Below are 22,997 nucleotides of genomic sequence, written 5' to 3' on the forward strand. Positions count from 1 at the left end.
CCGGGGCGCCGGCCCGTTTGTCTTCGTCGTCGGCGCCGCGCGCTGCCCGCTTTGCCTCCGGGGCGGGCGGGCCGGGGCCGCGCGCCGGCGGCGGGGGCGGGCCCCCCACGCCCCCGCCCGGGGCCCCCCCCCGCGGGGGGGCCACCCCCCCCCCCCCCCGGGGGGGGGGGGGGGGGGGGGAGGGTGCGGCGGCGACCAACCGCAACGAACTGCGCCTCTACGGCCTCAACGCGGTGCGCGCGGTGTACGCGCGGCGGCCGGAGGCGATCCGCAAGCTGTACCTGAGCGAGGCGCGGATCCCGGCATTGCAGCCGCTGCTGAAGTGGTGCGTGGCCAACCGGGTCGGCTACCGCGTGGTGGACGAGGCCGATCTGCACAAGCTCGCCGCCAGCAGCCACCACGAGGGCGTGGTCGCCGACGTGCTGCGCGTCGCGCCGCTGGCCCTGGCCGACTGGCTGCAGGCGCTGGCGCCGGGTCCGGCGCTGGCGCTGTGGCTGGATGGCGTGGGCAATCCGCACAATTTCGGCGCGATCCTGCGCTCGGCGGCGCACTTCGGCGTGGGCGCGATCCTGTTGCCGGAGCAGGCCGCACTGGCGCTGTCCGGTGCCGCCGCGCGCGTGGCCGAGGGCGGCGCCGAGGCGGTGCCGCTGGTGCGGCTGCCGCCCACGATGCAGGCGCAGGCGCAATTGCGCGGCGCGGGCTTCGCCCTCGCCGCGACGCTGGTGGACGGCGGCGACGATCTGTTCGCCACCGCCTTGCCGCAGCGCCTGGTCTACGTGATGGGCGCCGAGAGCGACGGGATGGACCGCGACTTCGCGCAGGCCTGCGATCTGCGCCTGTCCATCCCCGGCAGCGGCGCGGTGGAAAGCCTCAACGTCGCCGCCGCCACCGCGGTGTTGCTGGGCACCTGGCGCAGCCGTCATCCGCACGGGCGTGCGGCGCGCTGAGCACGGCGTCACGCGCTGAGATGCGGCTGCATTTGGCTACGCAATAGTGTGCGCGCCGGCCGGTTTCGGGTTTGCGAGGGGCCCGCCGGCGGCGTAGCGTGCAGGCGCGCCTCGCCGATGCGATCGCGCCACGCGCGCTGGCGTCGGCGAAACCGCGCAGTCCCCCGTCCGAAAGGGCCATCGTCACTCCTGCGGAGATGTCGCTCATGAAGCTGCTGTTCTCCATCAAGCACCTGCTGTCGTCGAAGAAGCCGCTGAAGTCGTACGCCTGGTACATCTGGTACTGAGCGCCGTGCGCGATGCCGCGCGGCATGCCGTGCGGCCGGTGCCCGGCGGATGCACTGCGCCGGGCGTCGTTCCTCCAGGAGACTGGCGATGTCCGCCACCATGGTCGACCGCGATGCGCGCGCCACGGTCTTCGCGCCGCGTCTGCAGGCGTTGCTGCGCGCGCATGTGGGGCAGGACGCGTTCCGCCTGGATGCCGACACGGTCGGTGTCGCCGGCGCCGCGCTGAGCGACCGCCTGCTCGCGGCCCGGCCCGCCACCGAACACGAACGGCCGACCTTCAAGCCGTTGCACGGCCGCTCGATCGCGCGCAGCGAGGCGGCGAAACTGATGCAGGCGATCGGCCGCGACGTGCGCGAGGCGCTGAAGCGTCCGCCGCCGCCCACGCTCGATCTGTCCGGCCCATGGCCGCACATCGGCCATGTCTATCTGCGCGACCTGCTGCTCGGCGGCGACCCGTGGCGGCTGCGCCTGCTGATGGACCGCACCCTGGAACTCACGCCGCGCCTGACCTGGGCGGTGATCGCCGCCGGCGCGCTCGCACCGCTGGCGCCGGGCGCGGAGGCCTCGGCGTTGGCCACGCTGTTGTCCGCGGCCGATGGCTACCGCGCGCGCCGCGATGCGATGGGCCTGTACCGGCGCACCGCCGCGCCGGTGTGCTTCACCATTTCCACGCTGGTCGCCAACGCGCTGTGGCTGGGGTCGCCGTTCGACGCGCGCGTCTGCAACCGCAACATCCTCTACGAAACCCTGCGCCTGCTGCCGCCGTCCTGGAACATCCTGCGCAATGCCTCGCCCGAGTACGGTGCGCTGGATCCGCGTATCGGCGCCGCCGACGACGTGCTGGTGCTGCCCTTGCTCAGCCATCGCGATCCGGCGCTGTGGGAGGAGCCGGAGGCGTTCCGGCCAGAGCGCTGGGACGGCGTGGATCCCGATGCGTTGCCCGGCTACCTGCCGTTCGGCCATGCCTCCGAGCGCTGCTGGGGCCGGCACATGGTCATGCCGCTGGCGGAGCGGCTACTGGACCTGCTGCGCGGTCAGGACCTAGTCGCGGACCCGCAGCAGCGTCGCGCCACTGTGCCGTTGACCGGTCTGCTCGGTGTGGCCCAGGTCGACGTGATCCGGCACACGCGCGCTCGAGGCGTCGCCTGCCGCACGCGGTGACGGCGCTCAGCGCGGTGCGGGCGGCGCGGTGGACCCGCGCGTGACCAGGGTGTAGTCGAGCACCTGATGGGTACCGCGGCTGGGCAGTCCGTCGCGGCGTTGGCGAATTTCGCCGAGCAGCAGCGTCACCGCGGCCCTGCCCATCGCCGCGACCGGCTGGTGGATGGTGGTCAGCTCCGGCCAGATCGTGGTGGCCACCGGCGTGTCGTCGAAACCGGCGATCGACAGATCCTCGGGCACGCGCAGGCGCAGTCCATGCGCGATCGCCAGCGCTGCCGCGGCCATGTCGTCGTTGCTGCACAGGATCGCGCTGGGACGCGGGGCGACCTGCAGCAACGCAGTGGCCGCGAGCAGGCCGGAGCGGTAGGTGAACAGGCCTTCGGCCACGCGCTCCGGCGCCACCGTCAGCCCGGCCCCGGCCATGGTGTCGAAGAACGCGCGGCTGCGCAGCGCGCTGGGCGTGTGCCCGGGATCGCCGCTGACGAAGCCGATGTCGCGGTGGCCCAGGTCGAGCAGGTGCCGGGTGAGCGCGCACGCCGCCTGGTAGTCGTCGATGCGCACCGAGCTGACCCCGGGCATCGGTGCGCCGGTGGCGACCGCCACCAGCGGAATGCCGCGCGCATCCAGTTCGGCGATGGTCTGCCGCGCATCGCACAGCGGCGGCGGCAGGATCAGGCCATCGGCACCGGCCTGGAGCAGGCGTTCGGTGGCGGCGCGCTGGCTGGCGCTGTCGTCGCTTTTTTCCACCAGCACCTGGCAGCCTTCCAGGCTGCTCTGCTCGAGCATGCCGAGCATGAACTGGTTGAGGTAGGCCGCGCTGGGATTGCTGTAGAGAACGCCGATGCGCGCCAGTCCTGCGGTGCGCAGCGAGCGGCCGGCGAGGTTGGGGCGGTAGCCGAGCGCCTTGATCGACGCTTCGACGCGCTCGCGCATGGTAGCGCTCACGCGCGGGTGGCGATTGATCACGCGCGAAGCAGTCATCGGCGACACGCCCGCATGGCGGGCTACATCCAGCAACGTCACCGCTGAGCCCGCGCGACGTTGCCGTATGCCCATCAAAGGTCCTGGCGCTGCTGCGGAGGGGAAGCCCCTGCGCGCGTCCTGCGCAGGTCCGGTTTACTTTACTCCCTGGGCGGTTCCACTGTCTTGGCCTGGCTGCCGAAACCGCCGTCGGCCTGCGCCGCCAGATATGCGAACACCGCATACGCGGCGACGTTCTGCGCCAGCGCCTTCGGGTCGATCTTGTCCAGGGTGTCGTCGGCGGTGTGATGCAGATCGAAGTAATCGCTGCCGTCCTGCGCCAGCCAGGCCCAGGCACCGCCCTTGGCGGCGAGCGGCCCGACGTCCGGGCCGGGGCCGCCGGCGTCCGGCGCATAGGCGATGCCGAGCGGTGCCAGCGCCTCGGCGATCTGCCGGGTCGCCGCGCGCGAGCCGGCGGCATCGCCGGAGCCGGTGTTGAAGGCATAGATGCGGCCGGCGCCGAAGTCGCTCTCGGCGGCGATCTGGTGCCGCGCCACGTCCTTGGCATGCGCCTGCGCATAGGCCTTGCCGCCGTACAGACCCTGCTCCTCGTTGGCGAAGGCGACCACGCGGATGCTGCGCTTGGGCGCCTGCTTGAGCTGGCCGAGCAGATGCCCGGCAGCCATGCTGATCGCCACGCCGGCGCCGTCGTCGATCGCGCCGGTGCCCAGGTCCCAGGAATCCAGGTGCCCGCCGATCAGCACCACCTCGTTCGGCAGCGTGCGCCCGGTGATCTGCCCGATCACGTTGTAGGAAGTCGCGGTGCCGTCCCAGCCGCAGTCCAGCGCCAGGCGCAGGCGCACCGGGCCGCGCGCGAGCAGGCGCGCCAGCTGGTCGGCATCGGGCACCGACAGCGCCGCCGCCGGCACCGGCGTCAGTCCTTCGTCGAAGCGGGTGATGCCGGTATGCGGCACGCGGTGCGAATCGGTGCCGGCCGAGCGCATCACGAAACCGATCGCGCCCTTGCGGATCGCTTCCGACGGCCCCTTGCTGCGCACCGCGCCGCCGTTGCCGTAGTCCTTGCCATCGCGGGTGCGCAGCATCTGGTAATCGACGAAGGCGATCTTGCCGCGCAGCGCATCGGCCGGCGCCGCCTGCAATGCGGCCAGGTCGGCGAAGCGCACCACCTCGGCCTCGACCGTGCCGCCGGGGCTGCCGCCCAGCGCGGTGACGGTGAGCGGTTGCGCATGCGCGCCGAGCACCTGCGCGTGTTCGCTGCGCCGCTCCCATTTCGGGAACGTCACCGGCTCGGTCCACACCTTGTCGAAGCCCAGCGCCTTGAATGTCGCCGTGGCCCAGGCCACCGCGCGTGCGTCGGCCTCGCTGCCCGCCATCCGCGGGCCGATCTCGGTGGTCAGCGACTCGACCACCTTCCAGCCGGTGTCGTCGGCCAGTGCCCGCTCGCGCAAGGTCGCCGCGTCGCGGAGTGCCGCCTCCGGGATGCGCGTGGCCTCGGCGGCAACCGCAGGAGAGGACAGACTCAGCACAGCAGCGATGACGACGGCAAGACGACGCATGGAAAACTCCGCGGACACAGGAACCGCGAGCTTAGCAGTGCCTCACCGCCGTGCACGACGCGGCCTCCATGGCGGAAGCCACGTGTGCCGTCGCGCTTACTCCGCGCGCGGCTCGTGCTTGAGCGAATCGCGGATCTCGCGCAGCAGCAGCACTTCCTCGGTTGGGGCCTTCGGCGCCGGCGGTTCCTTGCGGGCGATGCGGTTGATCGCCTTGACCAGCATGAAGATGGCGAAGGCCACGATCACGAACTGGATGATGGTGTTGAGGAAATCGCCGATGCCGATCACCACGGCCGGTACCGGCTTGCCCGCCGCGTCCACCGTCGCCGCCTTCAGCGTCCATGCCCAGCGCGAAAAATCCACGCCGCCCACGAGCAATCCGATCGGCGGCATGATGATCTTCTCGACCAGCGCGGTGACGATCTTGCCGAACGCGGCGCCGAGCACCACGCCGACCGCCAGGTCCAGCACGTTGCCGCGCATGGCGAATTCCTTGAATTCGCGGATCATGCTCATCGGGACTCCTCTCTTGTCAGTGCGGGCCTGTCGCCGCGGCGCTAGCCTAGCGCAGTCGCCGTGGTGGTCGAATCACAGGCGCGCGTATGTCGCGCGACAGGCGTGCCCCTTAGCCGACGATGCGGCCGTGCCGCTCGGCCACGTTCTCCAGGCGCGCGCTGAAGCGATCGCCCGGGCGCAGCGCGGCCACGCCGGCCGGCGTGCCCATGAACACCAGATCGCCGGCGCGCAACGCGAACAGCTTGGACAGCTCGTGCAGGATCTCCGGCACGTTCCAGATCATCTGCTCCAGCAGCGACTGCTGGCGCACCTCGCCGTTGACTTCCAGCGAGAGGTTCAAGGCCTCCAGCGCCCCGACCTCGCCAGCCGGGATCAGCTCGCTGATCGGCGCGGAGGCGTCGAAGCCCTTGGCGATGTCCCACGGCAGGCCCTTGGCCTTGGCCGCGGCCTGCAGGTCGCGACGGGTCAGGTCCAGGCCCACGCCGTAGGCCAGGATCAGGGCCTCGGCGCCGTCCACCGGCAGCACGCCGGCGGGCGCGTCCTGGCCCAATGCCACCACCAGTTCCACCTCGTGGTGCAGGTCCTGGGTCGCGGACGGGTAGGGGACGGCCTCGTCGCCGATCACCAGCGCATCGGCCGGTTTCATGAAGAAGGTCGGCTGGCCGCGCTCGGCCTTCGAGGCCGGCGCACTGGCGCCCATTTCACGCGCGTGGTCGGCGAAGTTGCGACCCACGCAGTAGATGCGATGCACCGGAAACAGGCCCTGCCCACGCACGGGAACGCGCGGAGCCTCGGCAGCGGCGAACAGATCTTTCATGAGCATGCATCCAACGAGAGGGGATGCGGCAGTTTAGCGGGTCGGGTTCAACCCGATTCCAACAGGGAGGCGGATGTCGCTCTCGCGATTCCCCAATCCCGATTCCCCATTCCCAGCTTTAAAGCGGCAAGGCCGGCTTGCGCACCACCCGGTACTCGCCATCGACCACATGGCGGCGCGCGGTGGCCGGGCGCTTGCCGCGCTGGCTCAGCAGCTTCATGGCGATGCCACCCAGGATCATCGCCGCGCCCACGAACACGCTGACGAACACCAGCCCGGCCAGGATCGCCAGGCCGAGCAGGCCCACGGCCAGCTTCACCAGCGGATGGCGCGGTTTGCGCGGCGCGAACAGGTGCCGGAATTGGTCGAAATTGAAGAGGCGAGCACGCATGGCAGAACTCTGTTTCAGTTTGAACCGAAGGGGCGCAGTATCGGCGCTGTTTTATGTGACGGAGTGAAAACTTCGTTAAGCGAAAAATTAACACTTTGCGGTCAGGGGCTTGCATGTGCTCGCCGGGTGAAGGGCGTGCGGCGTCACGGCTGCCGATCGCCCATGCCAGAATGACCACCCCTTGCTGCCCGCGCTGCGTTCCATGACCGAATCATCTGCCGTGCTGGCGCCGCTGCACGACCTGGTTTCCGGCGAGCTGGCCGAGGCCGAGGCGCTAATCGGCGGCGAGCCCGAATCGCTGCTGCTGTACCGCGAGGGCGACCGTGTGCGTGCGTGGTTGAACGTGTGCCCGCATGCCGGGCGCCGCCTGGACTGGGCGCCGGGCCAGTTCCTGAAGAGCCGCGAGGGCCACGTGGTGTGCGCCGCGCATGGCGCCGCGTTCGAACTGCAGGGCGGCGAGTGCGTGTCCGGCCCCTGCCGCGGCCAGAGCCTGCATGCGGTGCCGGTGGACGTGCGCGACGGGCAGGTGGTGCTGGTTTAGCGCGCAGCGCAGGTGCTTGCGACGACCCACGCTACAGCGCGTGCCACCAGCCCATCGACATCAGGTTGACCATCAGCACCACCACCAGGGTGTAGACCAGCGACAGCGGGCCGCCGACGCGCCACAGTTCGCGCGGCTGGTAGTTGGCCGGGCCGGTGATCATCGAGATCACCGGATTGGACGCGGTCATCAGGTTGTTGGACGCCGACAGCGCCACGATCAGTGCGAACGCGGTGGGATTGCCGCCGGCCGCCAGCGCCAGGTTGACCGCGATCGGCACCATCACGATGGTCGCGCCGACATGGCTGATCACCAGCGAGAACGCGGTGGTCAGCAGGCCCAGGGCGATCTCCAGCGCCCACACCGGCATGCCCTCGGGTAGTCGCGCAATGGTATGCCCGGCGACCCAGGCCGCCGCGCCGCTGCTGTCCATCGCCCAGCCCAGCGGGATCAGCCCGGCCATCAGGAACACGGTTTTCCAGTTGATCGCCGCGTAGGCCTCGTCCATGCGCAGCACGCCGGTGAGCAGCATGCCGGCCACGCCGGTCATCAGGGTCAGCGCCACCGGCAGCCTGGAAGTCAGCGCGATCAGGATGGTCAGGGCGAAGATCGTCATCGCGATCTTGAACTTGTGCGGGCGGTGCTCGCCCTTGGGGTAGTCGGTGACCACCACGAAGTCGCGGCTTTCCGAGGCCTGCGCCAGGTCCTGCCAGATGCTGTGGAACACCAGCATGTCGCCGGCGCGCAGCGGCACCTTGCGCACGTCCTCGCGGATCACCTGCTTGTCGCGGTTGATCGCCAGCAGGCTGATCCCGGCCTGCTTGCGCAGGCGCAGTTCTGCCGCGCTCTTGCCGATGAAGCGCGAGGTCGGCGGGATCACCGCCTCGGAGATGCCGGCGCGGCTGGGGTTGAACAGATCGCCGAGGTTGCGCAGGCGCGAGGACAGGCGCAGGAACTGGTTCTGCGCGAAGTCGGCGACCTGCTGGCGCGCGCCCATCACCCCGAGCACGCTGCCGACCCAGATGCGCATGTCCGCCGGCGGCGCCAGGCGGGTGTCGTTGCCGGTCTTCAGGGCGAGCAGCAGCGGTGCGTTGTGCACGGTCTCGGCCTCGCCCAGGGTCATGCCGACCAGCGGACTGTCGGCGCTGACGATCAGCTCGAACACATCGCCTTCGATGCCGTAGGTGCGGGCGAAGTAGCTCTCGGTGCGCGCCGGGGTGACGCCGTCGTTGATCAGCCGCTCTTCTTCGGCCAGCGCCTTGTCGCCGCGCACGCGGAAATAGATCAGCGAAGCCGCCAGCAGCGCCACGCCGATCGGCAGCGGCGCGAACATGCGCAGCGGCTCGATGGTGGCCATGCCCGAGGGCAGGTTGTTGTTGGCCGACTGCAGCAGGTCGTTGAGCAGGATCAGCGGCGAGTTGCCGACCATGGTCAGCGCGCCGCCCATCACGATGGCCGCGGCGATCGGCAGCAGCAGCCGCTGCAGGGTCAGCCCGGTGCGTCCGGCCAGGCGCGAGGCCACCGGCAGGTACAGCGCCATCACCGAGGGGTTCTGCATGAACGAGGAGTTGAGCCCGGCGATGGCGGTGGTCAGCAGCATCAGCCGCTCCTCCACCCCGCGTGCGCGGCGCAGCAGCCACGACGCCAGCCGGTTCAGCGCACCCGTGCGCTCCAGCCCGGCGCCGAGGATGGTGGTGGCGATGATGCTCATCACCGCGTTACCGGAGAAGCCGCTGAACAGCTCCTCCGGCGCGATCAGGCCGGTCACCCCGAGCACCACCAGCACCACCAGCGCCACCACGTCGGCACGGATCCGCTCGAACACGAACATCGCCATGGTGAAGCCGACCAGCCCGAGCACGAGCTTCATATCGGTGGTCAGCGTCAGCGCGGTATCCATGCGAGGCCGGGAATGGGGAATCGGGAATGGAGAATGGCAGAAGCGGCCGGTCGTCGCAGGTCGTCGCTAGCGGGGGGCGGCAGACGAGGGCTCTTCCGATTCCCCATTCCCCGTTCCCGATTCCCGGTCGTACAGCAAATCCCACACCCCATGCCCCAGGTTCTGGCCACGGGTCTCGAAGTGGGTCTGCGGGCGCCAGTCCGGGCGCGGGACGTGGCCGCGCGGGCCGGCGCGGTTGACCAGGCCGGGGGTGGCGTCGAGTACGTCCCACATCTGTTCGGCGTAGTCGGCCCAGTCGGTGGCGCAGTGCAGGCGGCCGCCGGTGCGCAGCTTGCGCACCAGCAGCGCGGCGAAGGCCGGCTGCAGCAGGCGCCGCTTGTTGTGGCGCTTCTTGTGCCAGGGGTCGGGGAAGTAGATGCGCACTTCGTCCAGGCTGCCGTCGGCGATCTCGTGCTGCAGCACCTCCACCGCATCGTGGTGGTACAGGCGCACGTGATCGGCGCCGTCCTCGGCCAGGGCGTTGAGCAGGCGGCCCACGCCGGGCGCATGCACCTCGATGCCGATGTAGTCGCGGCTGGGGTCGTGCTGCGCGGCATGGCGCAGCGCGGCGCCGTTGCCGAAGCCGATCTCCAGCACCTTGGGCGCGGTGCGGCCGAAGGTGGCGTCCAGATCGCGTGGCTGGCCGCTGTAGTCCAGGCCGAAGCGCGGCCACAGCGCGTCGAACGCGCGCTGCTGGGCCGGCGTGAAGCGGCCCTGGCGCAGCACGAAGCTGCGCACCTGGCGATGGCCTTCCTCGACGGTGAAGGGTTTCGGCGGGGTCTTGGCGCCGGCGCTGGAGAACGGATCGGTCATGCCTGCGACCTCACCCGATCAGTCCGTCGATCGGCGAGGAGGCGCTGGCGTAGCGCTTGCGCGGGATGCGCCCGGCCAGGAACGCCTCGCGACCGGCCTCTACCGCCTTGCGCATGGCGCTGGCCATCAGCACGGGGTTGCGCGCGCCAGCGATGGCGGTGTTCATCAGCACGCCGTCGCAGCCGAGCTCCATCGCGATCGCCGCGTCCGAGGCGGTGCCGACGCCGGCGTCGACGATGATCGGCACCTTGGCGTTGTCGATGATCTCCAGCAGGTTGTAGCGGTTCTGGACGCCCAGGCCGGAGCCGATCGGCGCGGCCAGCGGCATCACCGCCACGCAGCCGATCTCTTCCAGGCGCTTGGCCAGGATCGGGTCGTCGCTGGTATAGACCATCACCTCGAAGCCGTCGGCGACCAGGATTTCCGCGGCCTTGAGGGTCTGCACCACGTCCGGGAACAGGGTGCGCTGGTCGCCCAGCACTTCCAGCTTGGTCAGGTTGTGGCCGTCGAGCAGTTCGCGCGCCAGCCGGCAGGTGCGCACCGCGTCCTCGGCGGTGTAGCAGCCGGCGGTGTTGGGCAGGATGGTGTACTGCTCCGGCGGCAGCACGTCGAGCAGGTTGGGCTCGCCCGGGTTCTGGCCGATGTTGCTGCGGCGGATCGCCACGGTGACGATCTGCGCAGCGGCGGCCTCGGTGGCCAGGCGGGTCTGTTCGAGATCGGCGAACTTGCCGGTGCCGGTGAGCAGGCGCGAACGGTAGGGTTTGCCGGCGATCACCAGCGCATCGTGGGGGGCGGGAGCGTTCATCGGCGGATTATCGCCCATCGCACCGGCCCTGCCGAGCCCGCGCACCTGCGCACGGCGGTGAGATTCAGCCGCCGCCCAGCGCGTGCACGATCTCGACCCGGTCGCCGGCGTGCAGTTCGTGCTCGGCATGTGCGCCGCGCGGCACGATCTGGCCGTTGACCTCGACCGCCACGCGCCGCTGGCCCAGCCCTTCGGCCTGCAGCAGCGCGGCCACGGTGGTGGCCGGCGCCAGCGTGCATTGTCTGCCGTTCAATTCGATGTTCATGCCATCATTGTGCAATGCGCGCCGTGGGCGTGCGAGTCGCAATCTTGCGGCAGTGCAACGTGAGCGTGTCCGGCAGAGGTGGAATGATGTCGGCCATGCGGCTACGTATGGTGCGGCCGCTCCCCCGTTTCGCTGCATTTCTCGTGTTCCATTTCTGCCCGGGAGGGCTTCCATGACTTCGTCCATCCGTCCGCTCCGTTCGCTGCTCGCCGCCGCGATCGTGCTCGCCGCCGCGCCTGCGTTCGCGCAGTCCACCTACAGCCGCACCGTGTTCTTCGGCGACAGCCTGACCGACGCGGGCTACTACCGTCCGCTGCTGCCGGCCTCGGTGCGTGCGGTGACCGGCCAGTTCACCACCAACCCCGACTTCGTCTGGGCGCAGTACGTGGCCGAGTACTACGGCACCAACGCCGCCGCCAACGGCAACGGCCAGATCGGCGACGACTATGCCGCCGGCAATGCCCGTGTCGGCGTGGCCAACCCGAGCGCGCTGGGCGTGGCGCCGTCGCTGGCCACCCAGGCCAGCAACTACCTGGCCGCCAACGGCGGCAAGGCCGACCCGAACGCGCTGTATTCGGTGTGGGGCGGTGCCAACGATCTGTTCGCCATCGCCGGCGGTGCGCCGGTGCAGGCCACCATCGGCAATGCCGTGACCGCCGAAGTGGGCATCGTTGCCAGCCTGCAGAACGCCGGTGCGCGCTATGTCATGGTCAACAACCTGCCGGACGTCGGCATCACCCCGCGCTTCCGCGCCGGTGGCGCCGCGGCGATGGCACAGGGCACCGCGCTGGCCACCGCCTACAACACCGCGCTGTTCTCCGGCCTCAAGAGCGCCGGGCTGCGGGTGATCCCGGTCGATACCTTCCACCTGCTGCAGGAAGTGGTGGCCAACCCGGGCGCCTACGGCTTCACCAACGTCACCGGCACCGCCTGCCAACCGCAGATCACTGCGCAGTCGCTGACCTGCAACCCGACCAGCTACGTGAGCGCCGATGCCGCCGACACCTACGTGTTCGCCGACGGCGTGCACCCGACCGGCCGCACCCACGAACTGCTGGCGCAGTACGCGCTGTCGATCCTGGAGGGCCCGCGTACCCAGCAGATCCTGACGCACTCGGCGCAGATGGTTGGCCGCTCGCGCGCCGACCAGGTCGCCTGGCACGTCGATGGCCGCCCGGAAGCGGATGGCGTGCGCTGGTGGGGCAACCTGCGTGGCGACATGCAGCGCTACCAGCACGGCGACCTGTACGACGGCATGGCCCCGGCCGGTCTGTTCGGCGTGGACTGGTCGCGTGGCGAGTGGGTGTTCGGCGGCTTCGGCGGCTTCGGTCGCACCGATGCCGACTTCGGCAACCGCGGCGGCGACTACACCCAGGACGACAGCACCCTCGGCGGCTTTGCCGGCTGGTACGGGGAGCATGCCTGGGTCAACGCCCAGGTCAGCTACACCTGGCTGAGCTACGACGTCACCCGCAAGGTCAACCTCGGCCCAGCCACCATCGAGCACAAGGGCTCGCCGGACGGCAGCAACCTGACCGCGGCGCTGCAGGGCGGCTACGAGTTCGGTGAAGGCAGCTTCAAGCACGGCCCGGTGGCCGCGGCGATCTGGCAGAAGGTCAAGCTCGACGGCTACACCGAGAGCAACCCGAACTCCAGCGCGCTGGGCTACAGCGACCGCGACGTCGAGTCGATGGTGGGCCGCATCGGCTGGAAGGCCAGCATCGATGCCGGCACGGTGAAGCCGTACCTGCAGGCCACCTACGACCACGAGTTCAAGAAGAACCAGGAAGCCACCGCGTACCTGCAGACCATGTCCGACCTGGGCGAGTACGCGGTGCCGGGCATCAACTTCGACCGCAACTACGCGTCGGTGGTGCTGGGCGCGCGGACCAAGCTGTGGGGCTTCGAGAGCAACGTCGGCCTCGCCACCACCACCGGCCAGTCGCGCGCGCACGACACCTCGCTGTTCGTGAACTTCGGCGGCAGCTTCTAAGCACTGCCCGACGTTGCCTGCCTTGCCCGGCTGTGTGCCGGGCAGGGTGGGGCAGATGGGGTGGCGTAAACCAACGGCATTGGATGCCAGTTGTGGGAGGGGCTTCAGCCCCGACGCCTCTGATCTCGAGCCGTCGGGACTGAAGCCCTTCTGCATTTCCAGGGCGCGCTGCTGGGAGTGCCGGGATCGCCCGCGCGCTGCAGCCGCATTGCGCCGATTTCTTGCGCAACCCCCGGCCCAGCGCATAGACTGCACCGGCAACGCGGGCGTAGCTCAATGGTAGAGCTGTAGCTTCCCAAGCTACTGACGTGGGTTCGATTCCCATCGCCCGCTCCAGCTGTTGCAAGCGCTTTCGTGCTCTGCACCGCTCCGCAACACCGGGGCCGCTCCGCAATTTCTACTCCTTTTCTGGCTGCGCCTCGACACATTGTCGATGTGGTCGCGTCCTGCTGCGCAGCCCTGTTCGAAGGCCCTGTGTCGGACTGCGTCTGTCGCAGCGAGGAAGTCGCTGTCAAACCCGCTTCATCGACCAGCGCTAGGCTGGCAAACGCCTGAGCGTTAGCTCGTTGCCGGTGTTGCTTCTCGTGGTCGATCACAGCCGTCGTCGTTTTCTCACCCGTACGTCCATGGCCATCGGGGCCGGTGCGGCCATGCCGCTGTTGCCGGGCGTCATCCGCAGTGCGCTGGCGGTGCCGCCGGCGCGGGTCACCGGCACACTGCAGGACGTGCAGCATGTGGTGATCCTGATGCAGGAGAACCGCTCCTTCGATCATTACTTCGGCTGCCTGCGCGGGGTGCGCGGCTATGGCGATCCGCGGCCGCTGCGGCTGCCGAGCGGCAAGCCGGTCTGGTATCAGCCCGAGCGCAAGGGCAGCGACCGCTACGTATTGCCGTTCCGGCTCAACAGCCAGACCAGCAGCGCGCAGTGGATGAAGGATCTCAACCACGACTGGAAGGGCTCGCACGAGACCTGGAAGCACCACGATGCCTGGATCGCGCAGAAGAGCGCGATGAGCATGGGCCACTTCCAGCGCGAGGACCTGCCGTTCTACTACGCGCTGGCCGACGCCTTCACCCTTTGCGACGGCTACCACGCCTCGCTGTTCGGTCCGACAAATCCCAACCGCATGTACATGTTCACCGGCACCAGCGGCCTGAGCGTCGGCAACGACGGCGAGCAGGCGGTGAACAACCGCGACGACGGCAACTGGACCGCGGATATGGCGCGCGACAATCCGCGCTTTCCCGGCTATACCTGGAGCACCTACTCCGAGCGCCTGCAGCAGGCTGGCATCAGTTGGCAGGTCTATCAGGAGTTCGATAACTACGGCGACAACAGCCATCCGTACTTCGCCAACTTTCGCAAGCTGGACCGCGCGTCGCCGTTGTACCGCCGGGGCCGCGCCATCGTGCCTGGCTCCACCGCCGACAACGCCAAGGCCTCGCGCGGCGAACACCTGGTGGCCGCGTTCGAGCGAGACGTGCGCGCCGGCACGCTGCCGCAGGTGTCGTGGATCGTCGCGCCGTACCTGCTCAGCGAGCACCCCGAGGCCACCCCGGCCTATGGCGAATCCTTGAGCGCGCGGCTGCTGGAGGTGCTGGCCGCTTCGCCGGAGGTCTGGTCGAAGACGGTGTTCCTGATCAACTACGACGAGAACGACGGCTTCTTCGACCACGTGCCGCCGGCGTTGCCGGCGATCCGGCCGGAGCTGGGCGCCAGCAACGTGGACCTGCATGGCGAGGACTACCATGGCGTGCCGGTCGGGCTGGGGCCGCGGGTGCCGATGCTGGTGGTGTCGCCGTGGAGCCGCGGCGGCTGGGTGAACTCGCAGGTGTTCGACCACACCTCGGTGCTGCGCTTCCTGGAGCAGCGTTTCGGCGTGATGGAGCCGAACATCAATCCCTGGCGCCGCGCGGTTGCCGGCGATCTGACCTCCACGCTGGACTTCGTCGGCCACGATCCGGCGCCGGTGGCCTTGCCGGACACCCGCGATTACATCGCCCGCATCGATGCCACCGCGACGCTGCCGCCGCCACAGCGCCCTGCCCAGCAGGCGCTGCCGGTGCAGGAGCCCGGGCAGCGCCCGGCGCGCGCGCTGCCCTACGATTTCGATGTGCGGCTGCAGGTGCAGGCGGACGCGCGCGTGTTGCGCATGCGCAACCGCGGCGCGGCCGGCGTTGCGCTCAATGCCTATGCCGACGAGGGTGTGGCCGGGCCCTGGTTCTACACGCTGGCCGCCGGCAGCGAGCTGCAGGATGCGCGCCCCTGGCGCGGCGCTGCCGCCGATGCCGGCTACGCGCTGCGCGTGCATGGCCCCAACGGTTTCCTGCGCGAGTTCCATGGCGACGGGATCGGCGATGCCGGTCTGCAGGCCGAGGCCGACTACGATGTTGCCGCGCAATGCTTGCTGCTGACGCTGGTCAATGCCGGTGAGCAGCCCTGCGCGTTGCGCGTGCGCGACGGGTATCGCGGCGATGGTGGCGAGCAGGCGATCACGCTGGCTGCCGGTGATCGCACCGTCCTGCGTCTGCCGCTGCAGGCGCAGCACCACTGGTATGACCTGACCATCGACAGCGCGACTTTGCCGCAGTGGCGGCGGCGCCTGGCCGGGCACATCGAGACCGGCCGGCCGAGCATGAGCGATCCGGCGATCGGCCGCGCGGTCGACGCGTAGTGGCTGCACTGGCGCTCTGATGCGTGGCCAGTTTCTGGCTGAGCACGGATGTTGCCGGAGCAGGACCTATAGGTAATGTGGCCGCTGTAGAAGTCACTGTGATCCGGGTTCACTAAGCGAGGCCATTGGCGCTTTGACCCTGTTGCAGTCGGGACTGAAGTCCCTCCCACAAGGATGGGGACGGCCTTCGACGTCGCTGCCAGCGGGTGCGCATGACGCCCGGCGATGCGCCGGCGCTGGCGGCAGATTCAGTCGCGATCCTTTCGAGCGCATGCGATTCTGAAACGACGGCCAATGCTGCATGGCCATCCCCGTGCCCTGCAAGTTCGCCTCGCTCCCAAAACGCAAACGCCGCCGCTGCAAGAGCAGCGGCGGCGCGTGATGCCTTCCCTGACAGTGTCGCGTCGGCTCAGAACTTGCCGCTGAAGGTGACGAAGAACTGGCGCGGCGCACCGGCCATCAGCGTCTGGTTGTAGCCGTTGGGGTCGGAGACGACGTAGCCGTTGGTGCCGACGGTGGCGAAGTAGCGCTTGTCGAACAGGTTGGTGACGTTCGCGCTCAGGCCCAGGTTCTGGAACATGCCGACCTGGCCGAAGTCGTAGCCGGCGCTGAGGTCGAAGCGCCAGTAGCTGGGCACCGACGAGTCGTTGAGGTAGCTGATGTAGCGGCGGCCGGTGTACTTGCCGTCCAGCGAGGCGTGCCAGCCGGCGTTTTCGTAGGCCAGGCTGCTGGAGAACATCCACTCGGGGATGCCGACCACGCGCTTGCCGGAGGTCGCCACCACGCCGCCGTTGAGGTAGTCGTCCTGGTAGGTCGAGTCGTCATAGGACAGCGAGTTCAGCCAGCGCAGCTGTTCGATCGGACGCCAGATCACCGCCAGGTCGGCACCCTGGCTACGCACCGAACCGACGTTGTTGAGCGTGGCCGAGCAGGTCTGGATCGCGCTGCACGGCGAGGTCACCAGCAGGCGGTCGTCGAAGGTGGTGTGGTACAGGGCCAGCGACGCTTCCACGCCGGCGCCGCGCACGCGGTAACCCAGTTCGTAGGTCTGCGCGGTCTCCGGCTCCAGCGAGCCCTTGATCGCATTGAACGCGGCCTGCGATTCCTGGAACGGGGTGAAGCCGAAGCCGGCCATGTTCTTGTTGTAGGAGGCGTAGACCTCCTGGTGATCGTCAATCTTGTAGTTGATGCCGACCTGCGGCAGCAGGTCCGAGTCGGCCTTGATCTCGCCGGCGGCATTGGACGCGGACGGCACCTGCGACTGCGCGGTGGTGTCGACGATCAGCTTCTTGGCGCCGAAGTTCAGGGTCAGGCGCTCGTCCATCAGGCGCAGCGTGTCCTGCGCGTAGACCATGGTCGTGTCGGTATCGTAGTGCTGGGCGAAGCCGCGCGCGAACAGGGTGCCGTTCTTGTTGAAGTAGTACAGGTCGGTGAACGGGCCGTCGAGCAGGAAGTAGTTGCGCTCCTGCACGGTCTTGGCGTTCTGGTACCAGCCGCCGATCTCGATCTCGTTGCCGGCCACGGTGAAGTTCAGCGAGCCGGTGACGCCATGGCGGTTGAGGCGGTAGTCGGTGGTGCGCATCGAGAGCGGCACGCTGGGCGAGGACGCGACGTACGGCGTGGTCCACTGGCCTTCGCCGTTGTTGTCGTGGTAGTAGCCGGTCAGGTTCAGCGTGGCGCTGCCACCGAGGTTGAACGTGCCGCTGAGCGCGGCCAGGTTGTCGCGGCGCAGGCCGGCGCCGGAGTAGTAGGACGCGTCGGCCTTGTCGTAGTCGGCCGGCAGGCCGTTGAGGCTGGCCGGGTAGCTGCCCTTGCCGTTGAGCGCGTTGGCGATCTGCACCGCGCTGTTCCAGTCCGGCATCAGGTAGTCCCAATCCCAGCCGAGGACCCGCTGCGAGGTCAGAGACAGGTCCATGATGTCGTATTCCTTGCGGTGCGAGCTGTCCAGGTACAGGCTGACCCGGTTGCCATCGCCCCACTGGTACAGCGCCTTGGCGTTGGCCTGGTTGTACTCGTTGTTGCCGTAGCCCTTCCACTTGTCCATTTCGCCGTGCACCAGCGAGGTGTACAGCGAGAAGCCGTGGATGTCGCCGGTGTCGCCGCGCAGGTAGGTGCGGCGGGTGCTGTCGGAGCCGAGGGTCTGGCTGAAGCGGAAGCCGGCGTCGGCATCCGGATCGGCGGAGTAGTAGCGCACGGTGCCGCCGAGGTTGCTGCTCGACGGCGTGCCCAGGCCGCCGGCGCCCTGCGCCAGTTCCACCGAGGCCACGTTCTCGGAAATGATCGCGCGGGTCACCTGCAGGCCATCGGTGACGCCGTAGCTCATGTTGCCCAGCGGCACGCCGTCCAGGGTGAAGCCGAGGCGGCTCTGGTCGAACCCGTGCAGGCTGATCGCGGTGGACCATTCGTAGGCGCCGAACGGGTCGGCCGACTGGAACTGCACGCCGGGCAGCTTGTCCAGCACCTTCAGCGCGCTGGTGCCGGGGGCGGCGATTCCGATGTCCTCACGGGTGATGCGCTGCACCTGGCGGGTGGTGCCGCTGGACACGACAGTGATCGCGTCGAGCATGGTGGCATCGTTGCCGCTCGCGCTGGCCGCCGCATCGGCGGTTGCGGTGGCGGCGGCCGGCGCGGTCTCGGCCAGCGCGGCGAAGGCCGGCAGGGCGGACACGATGGCGAGCACCAGCGCGTGCGGGCGCAAGGATCTGGAAGTGGGGGTCATCGAAAGTCACCAATCAAGAGGGGGAGACGTTCCGGTCCTGCCGCGCGGGGCGCGGGCAGCCGGCACCGGGCCGGTACGCGGCCCGCCCGCCACGATGCAACGGTTTTGTGAACGTTTCGGGGCGGTCCGATGTCGGCTGTGGGACAGCACGCGGAACGTGGGTGATGGCGATCACCGCCGATCCCGGCCTTGCCGCGCGGGCGGTGGCGGCGCGCGGCATCGCGGCGCCGGTGGCGCGACGTATGATGCCGGGCCTGCCACCGCCGCCGCCTTCGATGAAGCTCGCCATCCTGTCCCGCAATACCAAGCTGTACTCGACCCGGCGCCTGGTCGAGGCCGGCCGCGAACGCGGGCACACGGTGCGCGTGCTAGACCCGCTGCGCTGCTACATGCGCATCGCCGCCGGCGCTTTCACCATGCATTACAAGGGCAAGCCGATCACCGGCTACGACGCGGTGATCCCGCGCATCGGCAATTCGGTGACCCGCTACGGCACCGCGGTGCTGCGGCAACTGGAGATGATGGGCGTCTGCACGCCCAACCCGTCCGACGCGATCCTGCGCGCCCGCGACAAGCTGCGCGCGCACCAACTGCTGGCGGCCAAGGGCATCGACATGCCGATGACCGTGTTCGGCGACAACCCGGACGACACCGGCGATCTGCTGTCCATGCTCGGCCCGCCGCCGCACGTGGTGAAGTTGAACGAGGGCACCCAGGGCGCCGGGGTGATCCTGACCGAGAAGGCCAGCGCCTCGCGCGGCGTGGTCGAGGCGTTGCGCGGGCTGTATGCCAATTTCCTGGTGCAGGAGTTCATCGGCGAGGCCGAGGGCGCCGACCTGCGCTGCTTCGTGGTCGGCAACCAGGTGGTGGCGGCGATGCGCCGCACCGCGCCGGAGGGCGACTTCCGCTCCAACCTGCATCTGGGCGGCACCGCCGAGAAGACCGCAGCCAGCCGTGGCGAGCAGGAGGTCGCGGTACGCTCGGCCAAGGCGTTGGGCCTGGGCGTGGCCGGCGTCGATCTGATTCGCTCCAAGCGCGGGCCGCTGGTGTTGGAGGTCAACTCCACGCCGGGCCTGGAAGGCATCGAGACGGTCTGCGGGCTGGATATCGCCGGTAAGGTCATCGAGCACCTCGAAGCTTGCCTGAAACGAAAGAAATCAGGGGCTTAGTCGCATTACTGGCCGTTCGTTCTGGCTTAACACCGGTTTAATTCCGCCCTGCGTAAGCTTCTCCGGACCGCAGCTCTGCCCTCCTCAGCAGGAACGGTAATCGGGATAGAAAAACTTTCGGCCCAGGCAGCTCCGCTGCCTGGGTCTTTTTCTTGGGCGATTTGTTGGCGATCGCAGACCCCGGCCGACGCCGGGGTCGCGCTTGCGGGCATGTTTGCGCGGCAGCTACATTGCGACGCAATGGGGAACTGCGGAATGCAGGAGCCCGGATCGGTCACGGCGCCAAGGTGAGGCGCCCATGAACGTGAAGAAAGTGTTCGCACGGCAACTCAGTACAATTCGGCAGCGATCTGACTCGGGTGAACGTGTTCAAGAAGCAGGCGAGCCTGGCTTGGCGCAGGCGTTGCCGAAGAACGAATGGCAGGCCGCGCCGTTTGCGAGCGCCGTAGCTCGCGAGCGGATCGGCTGGAGCGAGAACTGATAGCGGCGACGCGCTGTCCAAGGCAGCGAATCGTCAGGTGGATCGCGAGGGCGAAAGTTCGCCTGGGCATCCATCGGAACGCATTGCAAATACCATGGCGGCGTGCCGCCGTGGACGACGAGGAGGCGCGGCATCCGCGGCGCACTCTACTGATACGTAGTACGACTGACGGGGTACATGTTGGTGCGAATTCTAGTGATCGAAGACAACAGCGACATCGCTGCCAATCTCGGCGACTACCTCGAGGATCGCGGTCATACCGTCGATTTCGCCGCCGATGGCGTCACCGGTCTGCACCTGGCGGTGGTGCACGAGTTCGATGCGATCGTGCTCGATCTCAACCTGCCCGGCATGGACGGCATCGAGGTCTGCCGCAAGCTGCGCAACGAAGCGCGCAAGCAGACGCCGGTGCTGATGCTCACGGCGCGCGATTCGCTGGACAACAAGCTCGCCGGCTTCGATTCCGGCGCCGACGACTACCTGATCAAGCCGTTCGCGCTGCAGGAAGTGGAAGTGCGGCTCAACGCGCTGTCGCGCCGCGGCAAGGGCGTGCACACCCGGGTGCTGGAGACCGGCGATCTGGAATACAACCTGGATACGCTGGAAGTGCGTCGCCAGGGCAAGCTGCTGCAGCTCAATCCCACCGCGCTGAAGATCCTGCAGGCGCTGATGGAAGCCGCGCCGGCGGTGGTGACCCGGCAGGAACTGGAAACCCGCGTGTGGGGCGAGGAACTGCCCGATTCCGATTCCCTGCGCGTGCATATCCATGGCCTGCGCGCGGTGGTGGACAAACCGTTCGACGTGCCGATGATCCAGACCCGCCACGGCATCGGCTACCGCATCGCCGCACCCGATGCCTGAAACGCCTGCGTTGCCGCGTGTGGTGCGGCGGCGCGGACGCTACCGCCGCCGCCTCCGCAGCCGCATTATCCTCTCGTTCGTGCTGTTGGGCTTCGGCCTGACCGCGCTGTTCGCGTTCGCCACCAACTGGGCGCGGGCACGCGTGGAGAACCAGCTGGTCGAGGTGGTGCTGAACCGCAACATCGACGAATACTCGCACCGGTTCTTCTCCGATCCGTCGAAGAACCCGGATCTGCCGGTGCAGCAGATGGTCGGCCGGGTGGTCAAGAGCGACCGCTTCGAGGCGCTGCGGCGAGAGCAGCCGGAGTGGTACAACTTCTCCGACGGCATCCACAACGTGTCCGGTCGCGACGAAACCGGCAAGCCGTTCTCCTACAAGGTGGCGGTGCGCAAGACCCCGAACGTCTGGTTCTTCCTCGCCTACGACATGACCCAGACCATGCAGGGCGAGGTGCAGCTCAAGCGCACCCTGATCCTGTCGGTGCTGGTGTTCAGCGCGTTGTCGCTGGTGATCGGCTGGTGGTCGGCGTCGCGGGTGATGCGGCCGGTGTCGGACCTGGCCGCACGCTTGCGCGCCTATCGCGGCAGCAGCGACCCCAAGCCGCTGGCGCCGCACTTCCCCGACGACGAGGTCGGCCAGCTGGCGGAGGCGCTGGACGACTATTCGGCGCGCCTGACCGAAGTGGTGCAGCGCGACCGCGAGTTCAATGCCGACGTCAGCCATGAACTGCGCACGCCGCTGGCGGTGATCCGCGGCGCCACCGAGCTGTTGCTGACCCGGCCCAATCTCGACGAGAAAGTGCTGCAGCGCCTGCAGCGCATCCAGCGCGCCGAACAGCAGTGCAGCGACTTGATCGGGTCGCTGCTGCTGCTGTCGCGCAACGAGCGCGGGCAGGGACACAGCAACGTCGCCAAGGTGGCCGAGCAGTTGATCGAGTCGCATCGCGCGCAACTGGGCGGCAAGCCGCTGCAGTTGCTGCTGGAAGGCGAGCGCAACCTGACCATCGATGCGCCGGAAGCGGCGCTGTCGGTGGCGCTGGGCAATCTGATCGGCAATGCCGTCAAGTACACCCAGGAAGGCCAGGTGGTGGTGCGCGTGCTGAGCGACGCGGTGCAGGTGATCGATTCCGGCCCGGGTCTGAGCGAGGAGGACGCGGCCAAGCTGTTCCAGCGCGGCTACCGCGGCACCCACGCCGGCCATTCGCAGGGCGGCGGCATCGGCCTATCGATCGTCAGTCGCCTCTGCGATCTCTATGGTTGGCAGGTCAACGTGCGTCCGGGCGCCACCAAGGGCGTGGTGGCGACACTGTGGTTCAAGCCGGCCTGAGGCTGACGAGGACGCTTCCTCCATCGCTTAGGAGCGGCTTCAGCCGCGACCGGGCATTCCCCCGGTGAAGATGATCGCGGCTGATCCCAGCGGGAACAAGGGCGCCTACCTACAAAGACGCTGACGCCTTGGCCGCAGCCAGTGCACGGTACTGCTCGTCCAGCTTCTCCACCGCTTCCTGCAGTGCCGTTGCGGCGCCGTCGTTGACCACCACGTCGTCGGCAATGGCCAGGCGCTCTGCGCGGGTGGCCTGGGCCGCCAGCATGCGCTGCGCCAGGTCGGCGGTGATGCCGTCGCGTTGCATCAGGCGGGCGTGTTGCAGCGCCTCGGGAGCGTCGATCACCAGGATCCGGTCGAGCCAGGGGTAGCGGGTGCGCGCACCGACCTCGGTCAACAACGGGATGGCGGCGATCGCGTATGGTCCGGCAGCCGCGCGGCACTGTTCCTGCAGCAACCGGCGAATGGCCGGATGGGTGATCGCTTCCAGGTCGCGACGTGCCGTTGCGTCCTCGAAGATCCGCTGGCGCAAGGCGGCGCGGTCGAGTTGCCCATCGTTCTGCAGGATCTGCGGCCCGAACCGGGCCACGATCTGTGCCAGGGCCGGGTGGCCGGGCGCGACCACCGCACGCGCGGCGAGGTCGGCATCGGCGACGACGATGCCCTTGGCCTCGAAGCGGCGGCTCAGTTCGCTCTTGCCGGAGGCCACGCCTCCGGTCAAGCCGACGACGAAATCAGTCAAGCCTCGGGCTCCG

General features: G+C 68.9%; 20 protein-coding genes, 1 tRNA gene and 1 pseudogene. 11 read left to right on the forward strand and 11 right to left on the reverse strand.

The window, feature by feature from the left end; genetic code table 11:
• Positions 1-203: 203 nt before the first annotated feature.
• The 3 genes and pseudogenes from CEK65_RS11270 to CEK65_RS21300 form a co-directional block, all read left to right on the forward strand.
• Positions 204-947, forward strand: a pseudogene (locus CEK65_RS11270) (TrmH family RNA methyltransferase); the annotation flags it as partial.
• A gap of 197 nt (positions 948-1,144) precedes the next feature.
• Entirely contained in the window at positions 1,145-1,234 is a 90-nt protein-coding gene (locus CEK65_RS21185) for a tryptorubin family RiPP precursor (protein ID WP_017911958.1), read from the forward strand.
• 88 nt (positions 1,235-1,322) lie between these two features.
• Entirely contained in the window at positions 1,323-2,396 is a 1,074-nt protein-coding gene (locus CEK65_RS21300; protein WP_152181783.1) for a cytochrome P450, read from the forward strand.
• A 6-nt stretch (positions 2,397-2,402) separates the two neighbouring features.
• Here CEK65_RS21300 and CEK65_RS11280 read toward each other — a convergent pair whose 3' ends face one another.
• From CEK65_RS11280 to CEK65_RS11300, 5 genes are all read right to left on the reverse strand, one after another.
• Positions 2,403-3,455: a LacI family DNA-binding transcriptional regulator gene (locus CEK65_RS11280; RefSeq protein WP_152181784.1), complete on the reverse strand. Its 1,053-nt coding sequence runs from the start codon at positions 3,453-3,455 to the stop codon at positions 2,403-2,405.
• Between the two features lie 62 nt (positions 3,456-3,517).
• The gene (locus CEK65_RS11285; RefSeq protein WP_152181785.1) at positions 3,518-4,933 is read right to left on the reverse strand and encodes a M28 family peptidase; all 1,416 of its coding nucleotides are present in this window, start codon (positions 4,931-4,933) and stop codon (positions 3,518-3,520) included.
• 96 nt (positions 4,934-5,029) lie between these two features.
• Positions 5,030-5,449, reverse strand: coding sequence for a large-conductance mechanosensitive channel protein MscL (gene mscL, locus CEK65_RS11290; protein WP_019802352.1), 420 nt, complete (start codon positions 5,447-5,449; stop codon positions 5,030-5,032).
• Between the two features lie 109 nt (positions 5,450-5,558).
• Positions 5,559-6,266, reverse strand: coding sequence for a fumarylacetoacetate hydrolase family protein (locus tag CEK65_RS11295; protein ID WP_017914737.1), 708 nt, complete (start codon positions 6,264-6,266; stop codon positions 5,559-5,561).
• A 118-nt stretch (positions 6,267-6,384) separates the two neighbouring features.
• Positions 6,385-6,657, reverse strand: a complete 273-nt coding sequence (locus CEK65_RS11300; RefSeq protein WP_010341808.1) for a hypothetical protein — start codon at positions 6,655-6,657, stop codon at positions 6,385-6,387.
• Between the two features lie 202 nt (positions 6,658-6,859).
• On the opposite strand from CEK65_RS11300, the gene CEK65_RS11305 reads away from it, so the two are divergent.
• Positions 6,860-7,198, forward strand: coding sequence for a Rieske (2Fe-2S) protein (locus tag CEK65_RS11305; protein WP_152181786.1), 339 nt, complete (start codon positions 6,860-6,862; stop codon positions 7,196-7,198).
• A gap of 31 nt (positions 7,199-7,229) precedes the next feature.
• Here the strand turns inward: CEK65_RS11305 and CEK65_RS11310 are convergent, their stop codons facing one another.
• From CEK65_RS11310 to thiS, 4 genes are all read right to left on the reverse strand, one after another.
• The gene (locus CEK65_RS11310; protein ID WP_010341810.1) at positions 7,230-9,098 is read right to left on the reverse strand and encodes an SLC13 family permease; all 1,869 of its coding nucleotides are present in this window, start codon (positions 9,096-9,098) and stop codon (positions 7,230-7,232) included.
• Between the two features lie 66 nt (positions 9,099-9,164).
• Positions 9,165-9,950 (reverse strand): tRNA (guanosine(46)-N7)-methyltransferase TrmB, encoded by a 786-nt coding sequence (gene trmB / locus CEK65_RS11315; RefSeq protein WP_152181787.1) that lies wholly within the window; start codon positions 9,948-9,950, stop codon positions 9,165-9,167.
• Positions 9,951-9,960: 10 nt separating this feature from the next.
• Positions 9,961-10,755, reverse strand: a complete 795-nt coding sequence (locus tag CEK65_RS11320; RefSeq protein ID WP_152181788.1) for a thiazole synthase — start codon at positions 10,753-10,755, stop codon at positions 9,961-9,963.
• A gap of 64 nt (positions 10,756-10,819) precedes the next feature.
• A complete protein-coding gene (thiS, locus tag CEK65_RS11325) occupies positions 10,820-11,020 on the reverse strand; it encodes a sulfur carrier protein ThiS (RefSeq protein ID WP_152181789.1) in 201 nt (66 codons plus the stop codon).
• 172 nt (positions 11,021-11,192) lie between these two features.
• On the opposite strand from thiS, the gene CEK65_RS11330 reads away from it, so the two are divergent.
• The 3 genes from CEK65_RS11330 (at position 11,193) to CEK65_RS11340 (ending at position 15,688) form a co-directional block, all read left to right on the forward strand.
• Positions 11,193-13,013: an autotransporter domain-containing esterase gene (locus tag CEK65_RS11330; RefSeq protein WP_017911948.1), complete on the forward strand. Its 1,821-nt coding sequence runs from the start codon at positions 11,193-11,195 to the stop codon at positions 13,011-13,013.
• A gap of 262 nt (positions 13,014-13,275) precedes the next feature.
• Positions 13,276-13,349: transfer RNA gene (locus CEK65_RS11335), tRNA-Gly, on the forward strand.
• Positions 13,350-13,663: 314 nt separating this feature from the next.
• Positions 13,664-15,688, forward strand: a complete 2,025-nt coding sequence (locus CEK65_RS11340; protein WP_255424529.1) for a phospholipase C, phosphocholine-specific — start codon at positions 13,664-13,666, stop codon at positions 15,686-15,688.
• Between the two features lie 409 nt (positions 15,689-16,097).
• Here the strand turns inward: CEK65_RS11340 and CEK65_RS11345 are convergent, their stop codons facing one another.
• On the reverse strand, positions 16,098-18,407 hold the full coding sequence (locus tag CEK65_RS11345) for a TonB-dependent receptor (protein ID WP_026143299.1): 2,310 nt from the start codon (positions 18,405-18,407) through the stop codon (positions 16,098-16,100).
• A gap of 275 nt (positions 18,408-18,682) precedes the next feature.
• On the opposite strand from CEK65_RS11345, the gene rimK reads away from it, so the two are divergent.
• The 4 genes from rimK (at position 18,683) to CEK65_RS11365 (ending at position 22,245) form a co-directional block, all read left to right on the forward strand.
• Positions 18,683-19,576, forward strand: coding sequence for a 30S ribosomal protein S6--L-glutamate ligase (rimK, locus tag CEK65_RS11350; protein WP_152181801.1), 894 nt, complete (start codon positions 18,683-18,685; stop codon positions 19,574-19,576).
• Positions 19,577-19,874: 298 nt separating this feature from the next.
• Positions 19,875-20,057, forward strand: coding sequence for a hypothetical protein (locus CEK65_RS11355; RefSeq protein ID WP_148828479.1), 183 nt, complete (start codon positions 19,875-19,877; stop codon positions 20,055-20,057).
• Between the two features lie 183 nt (positions 20,058-20,240).
• Positions 20,241-20,918: a response regulator transcription factor gene (locus CEK65_RS11360; RefSeq protein ID WP_010340533.1), complete on the forward strand. Its 678-nt coding sequence runs from the start codon at positions 20,241-20,243 to the stop codon at positions 20,916-20,918.
• Positions 20,911-22,245 carry a HAMP domain-containing sensor histidine kinase gene (locus tag CEK65_RS11365; RefSeq protein ID WP_048490330.1) on the forward strand — a complete coding sequence of 445 codons (1,335 nt, stop codon included), beginning with the start codon at positions 20,911-20,913 and terminating at the stop codon, positions 22,243-22,245. Before CEK65_RS11360 ends, CEK65_RS11365 begins: the two co-directional genes overlap by 8 nt.
• Before the next feature lie 109 nt (positions 22,246-22,354).
• On the opposite strand, the gene coaE is transcribed toward CEK65_RS11365, so the two are convergent.
• Positions 22,355-22,984: a dephospho-CoA kinase gene (gene coaE, locus CEK65_RS11370; RefSeq protein ID WP_152181791.1), complete on the reverse strand. Its 630-nt coding sequence runs from the start codon at positions 22,982-22,984 to the stop codon at positions 22,355-22,357.
• Positions 22,985-22,997: the final 13 nt, after the last annotated feature.

The organism is Xanthomonas sp. LMG 12459, assembly GCF_009192905.1.
GTDB classification, from domain to species: Bacteria; Pseudomonadota; Gammaproteobacteria; order Xanthomonadales; family Xanthomonadaceae; genus Xanthomonas_A; species Xanthomonas_A sontii.

Bases quoted from the DNA above. Each gene is read 5' to 3' on its own strand.
- trmB (WP_152181787.1), bottom strand. From the start codon at position 9,950: ATGACCGATCCGTTCTCCAGCGCCGGCGCCAAGACCCCGCCGAAACCC.
- CEK65_RS21300 (WP_152181783.1), top strand. From the start codon at position 1,323: ATGTCCGCCACCATGGTCGACCGCGATGCGCGCGCCACGGTCTTCGCG.
- rimK (WP_152181801.1), top strand. From the start codon at position 18,683: ATGAAGCTCGCCATCCTGTCCCGCAATACCAAGCTGTACTCGACCCGG.
- CEK65_RS11300 (WP_010341808.1), bottom strand. From the start codon at position 6,657: ATGCGTGCTCGCCTCTTCAATTTCGACCAATTCCGGCACCTGTTCGCG.
- CEK65_RS11330 (WP_017911948.1), top strand. From the start codon at position 11,193: ATGACTTCGTCCATCCGTCCGCTCCGTTCGCTGCTCGCCGCCGCGATC.
- CEK65_RS11365 (WP_048490330.1), top strand. From the start codon at position 20,911: ATGCCTGAAACGCCTGCGTTGCCGCGTGTGGTGCGGCGGCGCGGACGC.
- CEK65_RS11345 (WP_026143299.1), bottom strand. From the start codon at position 18,407: ATGACCCCCACTTCCAGATCCTTGCGCCCGCACGCGCTGGTGCTCGCC.
- CEK65_RS21185 (WP_017911958.1), top strand. From the start codon at position 1,145: ATGTCGCTCATGAAGCTGCTGTTCTCCATCAAGCACCTGCTGTCGTCG.
- CEK65_RS11310 (WP_010341810.1), bottom strand. From the start codon at position 9,098: ATGGATACCGCGCTGACGCTGACCACCGATATGAAGCTCGTGCTCGGG.
- mscL (WP_019802352.1), bottom strand. From the start codon at position 5,449: ATGAGCATGATCCGCGAATTCAAGGAATTCGCCATGCGCGGCAACGTG.
- CEK65_RS11285 (WP_152181785.1), bottom strand. From the start codon at position 4,933: ATGCGTCGTCTTGCCGTCGTCATCGCTGCTGTGCTGAGTCTGTCCTCT.
- CEK65_RS11340 (WP_255424529.1), top strand. From the start codon at position 13,664: ATGCCGCTGTTGCCGGGCGTCATCCGCAGTGCGCTGGCGGTGCCGCCG.
- CEK65_RS11305 (WP_152181786.1), top strand. From the start codon at position 6,860: ATGACCGAATCATCTGCCGTGCTGGCGCCGCTGCACGACCTGGTTTCC.
- CEK65_RS11355 (WP_148828479.1), top strand. From the start codon at position 19,875: ATGAACGTGAAGAAAGTGTTCGCACGGCAACTCAGTACAATTCGGCAG.
- CEK65_RS11295 (WP_017914737.1), bottom strand. From the start codon at position 6,266: ATGAAAGATCTGTTCGCCGCTGCCGAGGCTCCGCGCGTTCCCGTGCGT.
- thiS (WP_152181789.1), bottom strand. From the start codon at position 11,020: ATGAACATCGAATTGAACGGCAGACAATGCACGCTGGCGCCGGCCACC.
- CEK65_RS11320 (WP_152181788.1), bottom strand. From the start codon at position 10,755: ATGAACGCTCCCGCCCCCCACGATGCGCTGGTGATCGCCGGCAAACCC.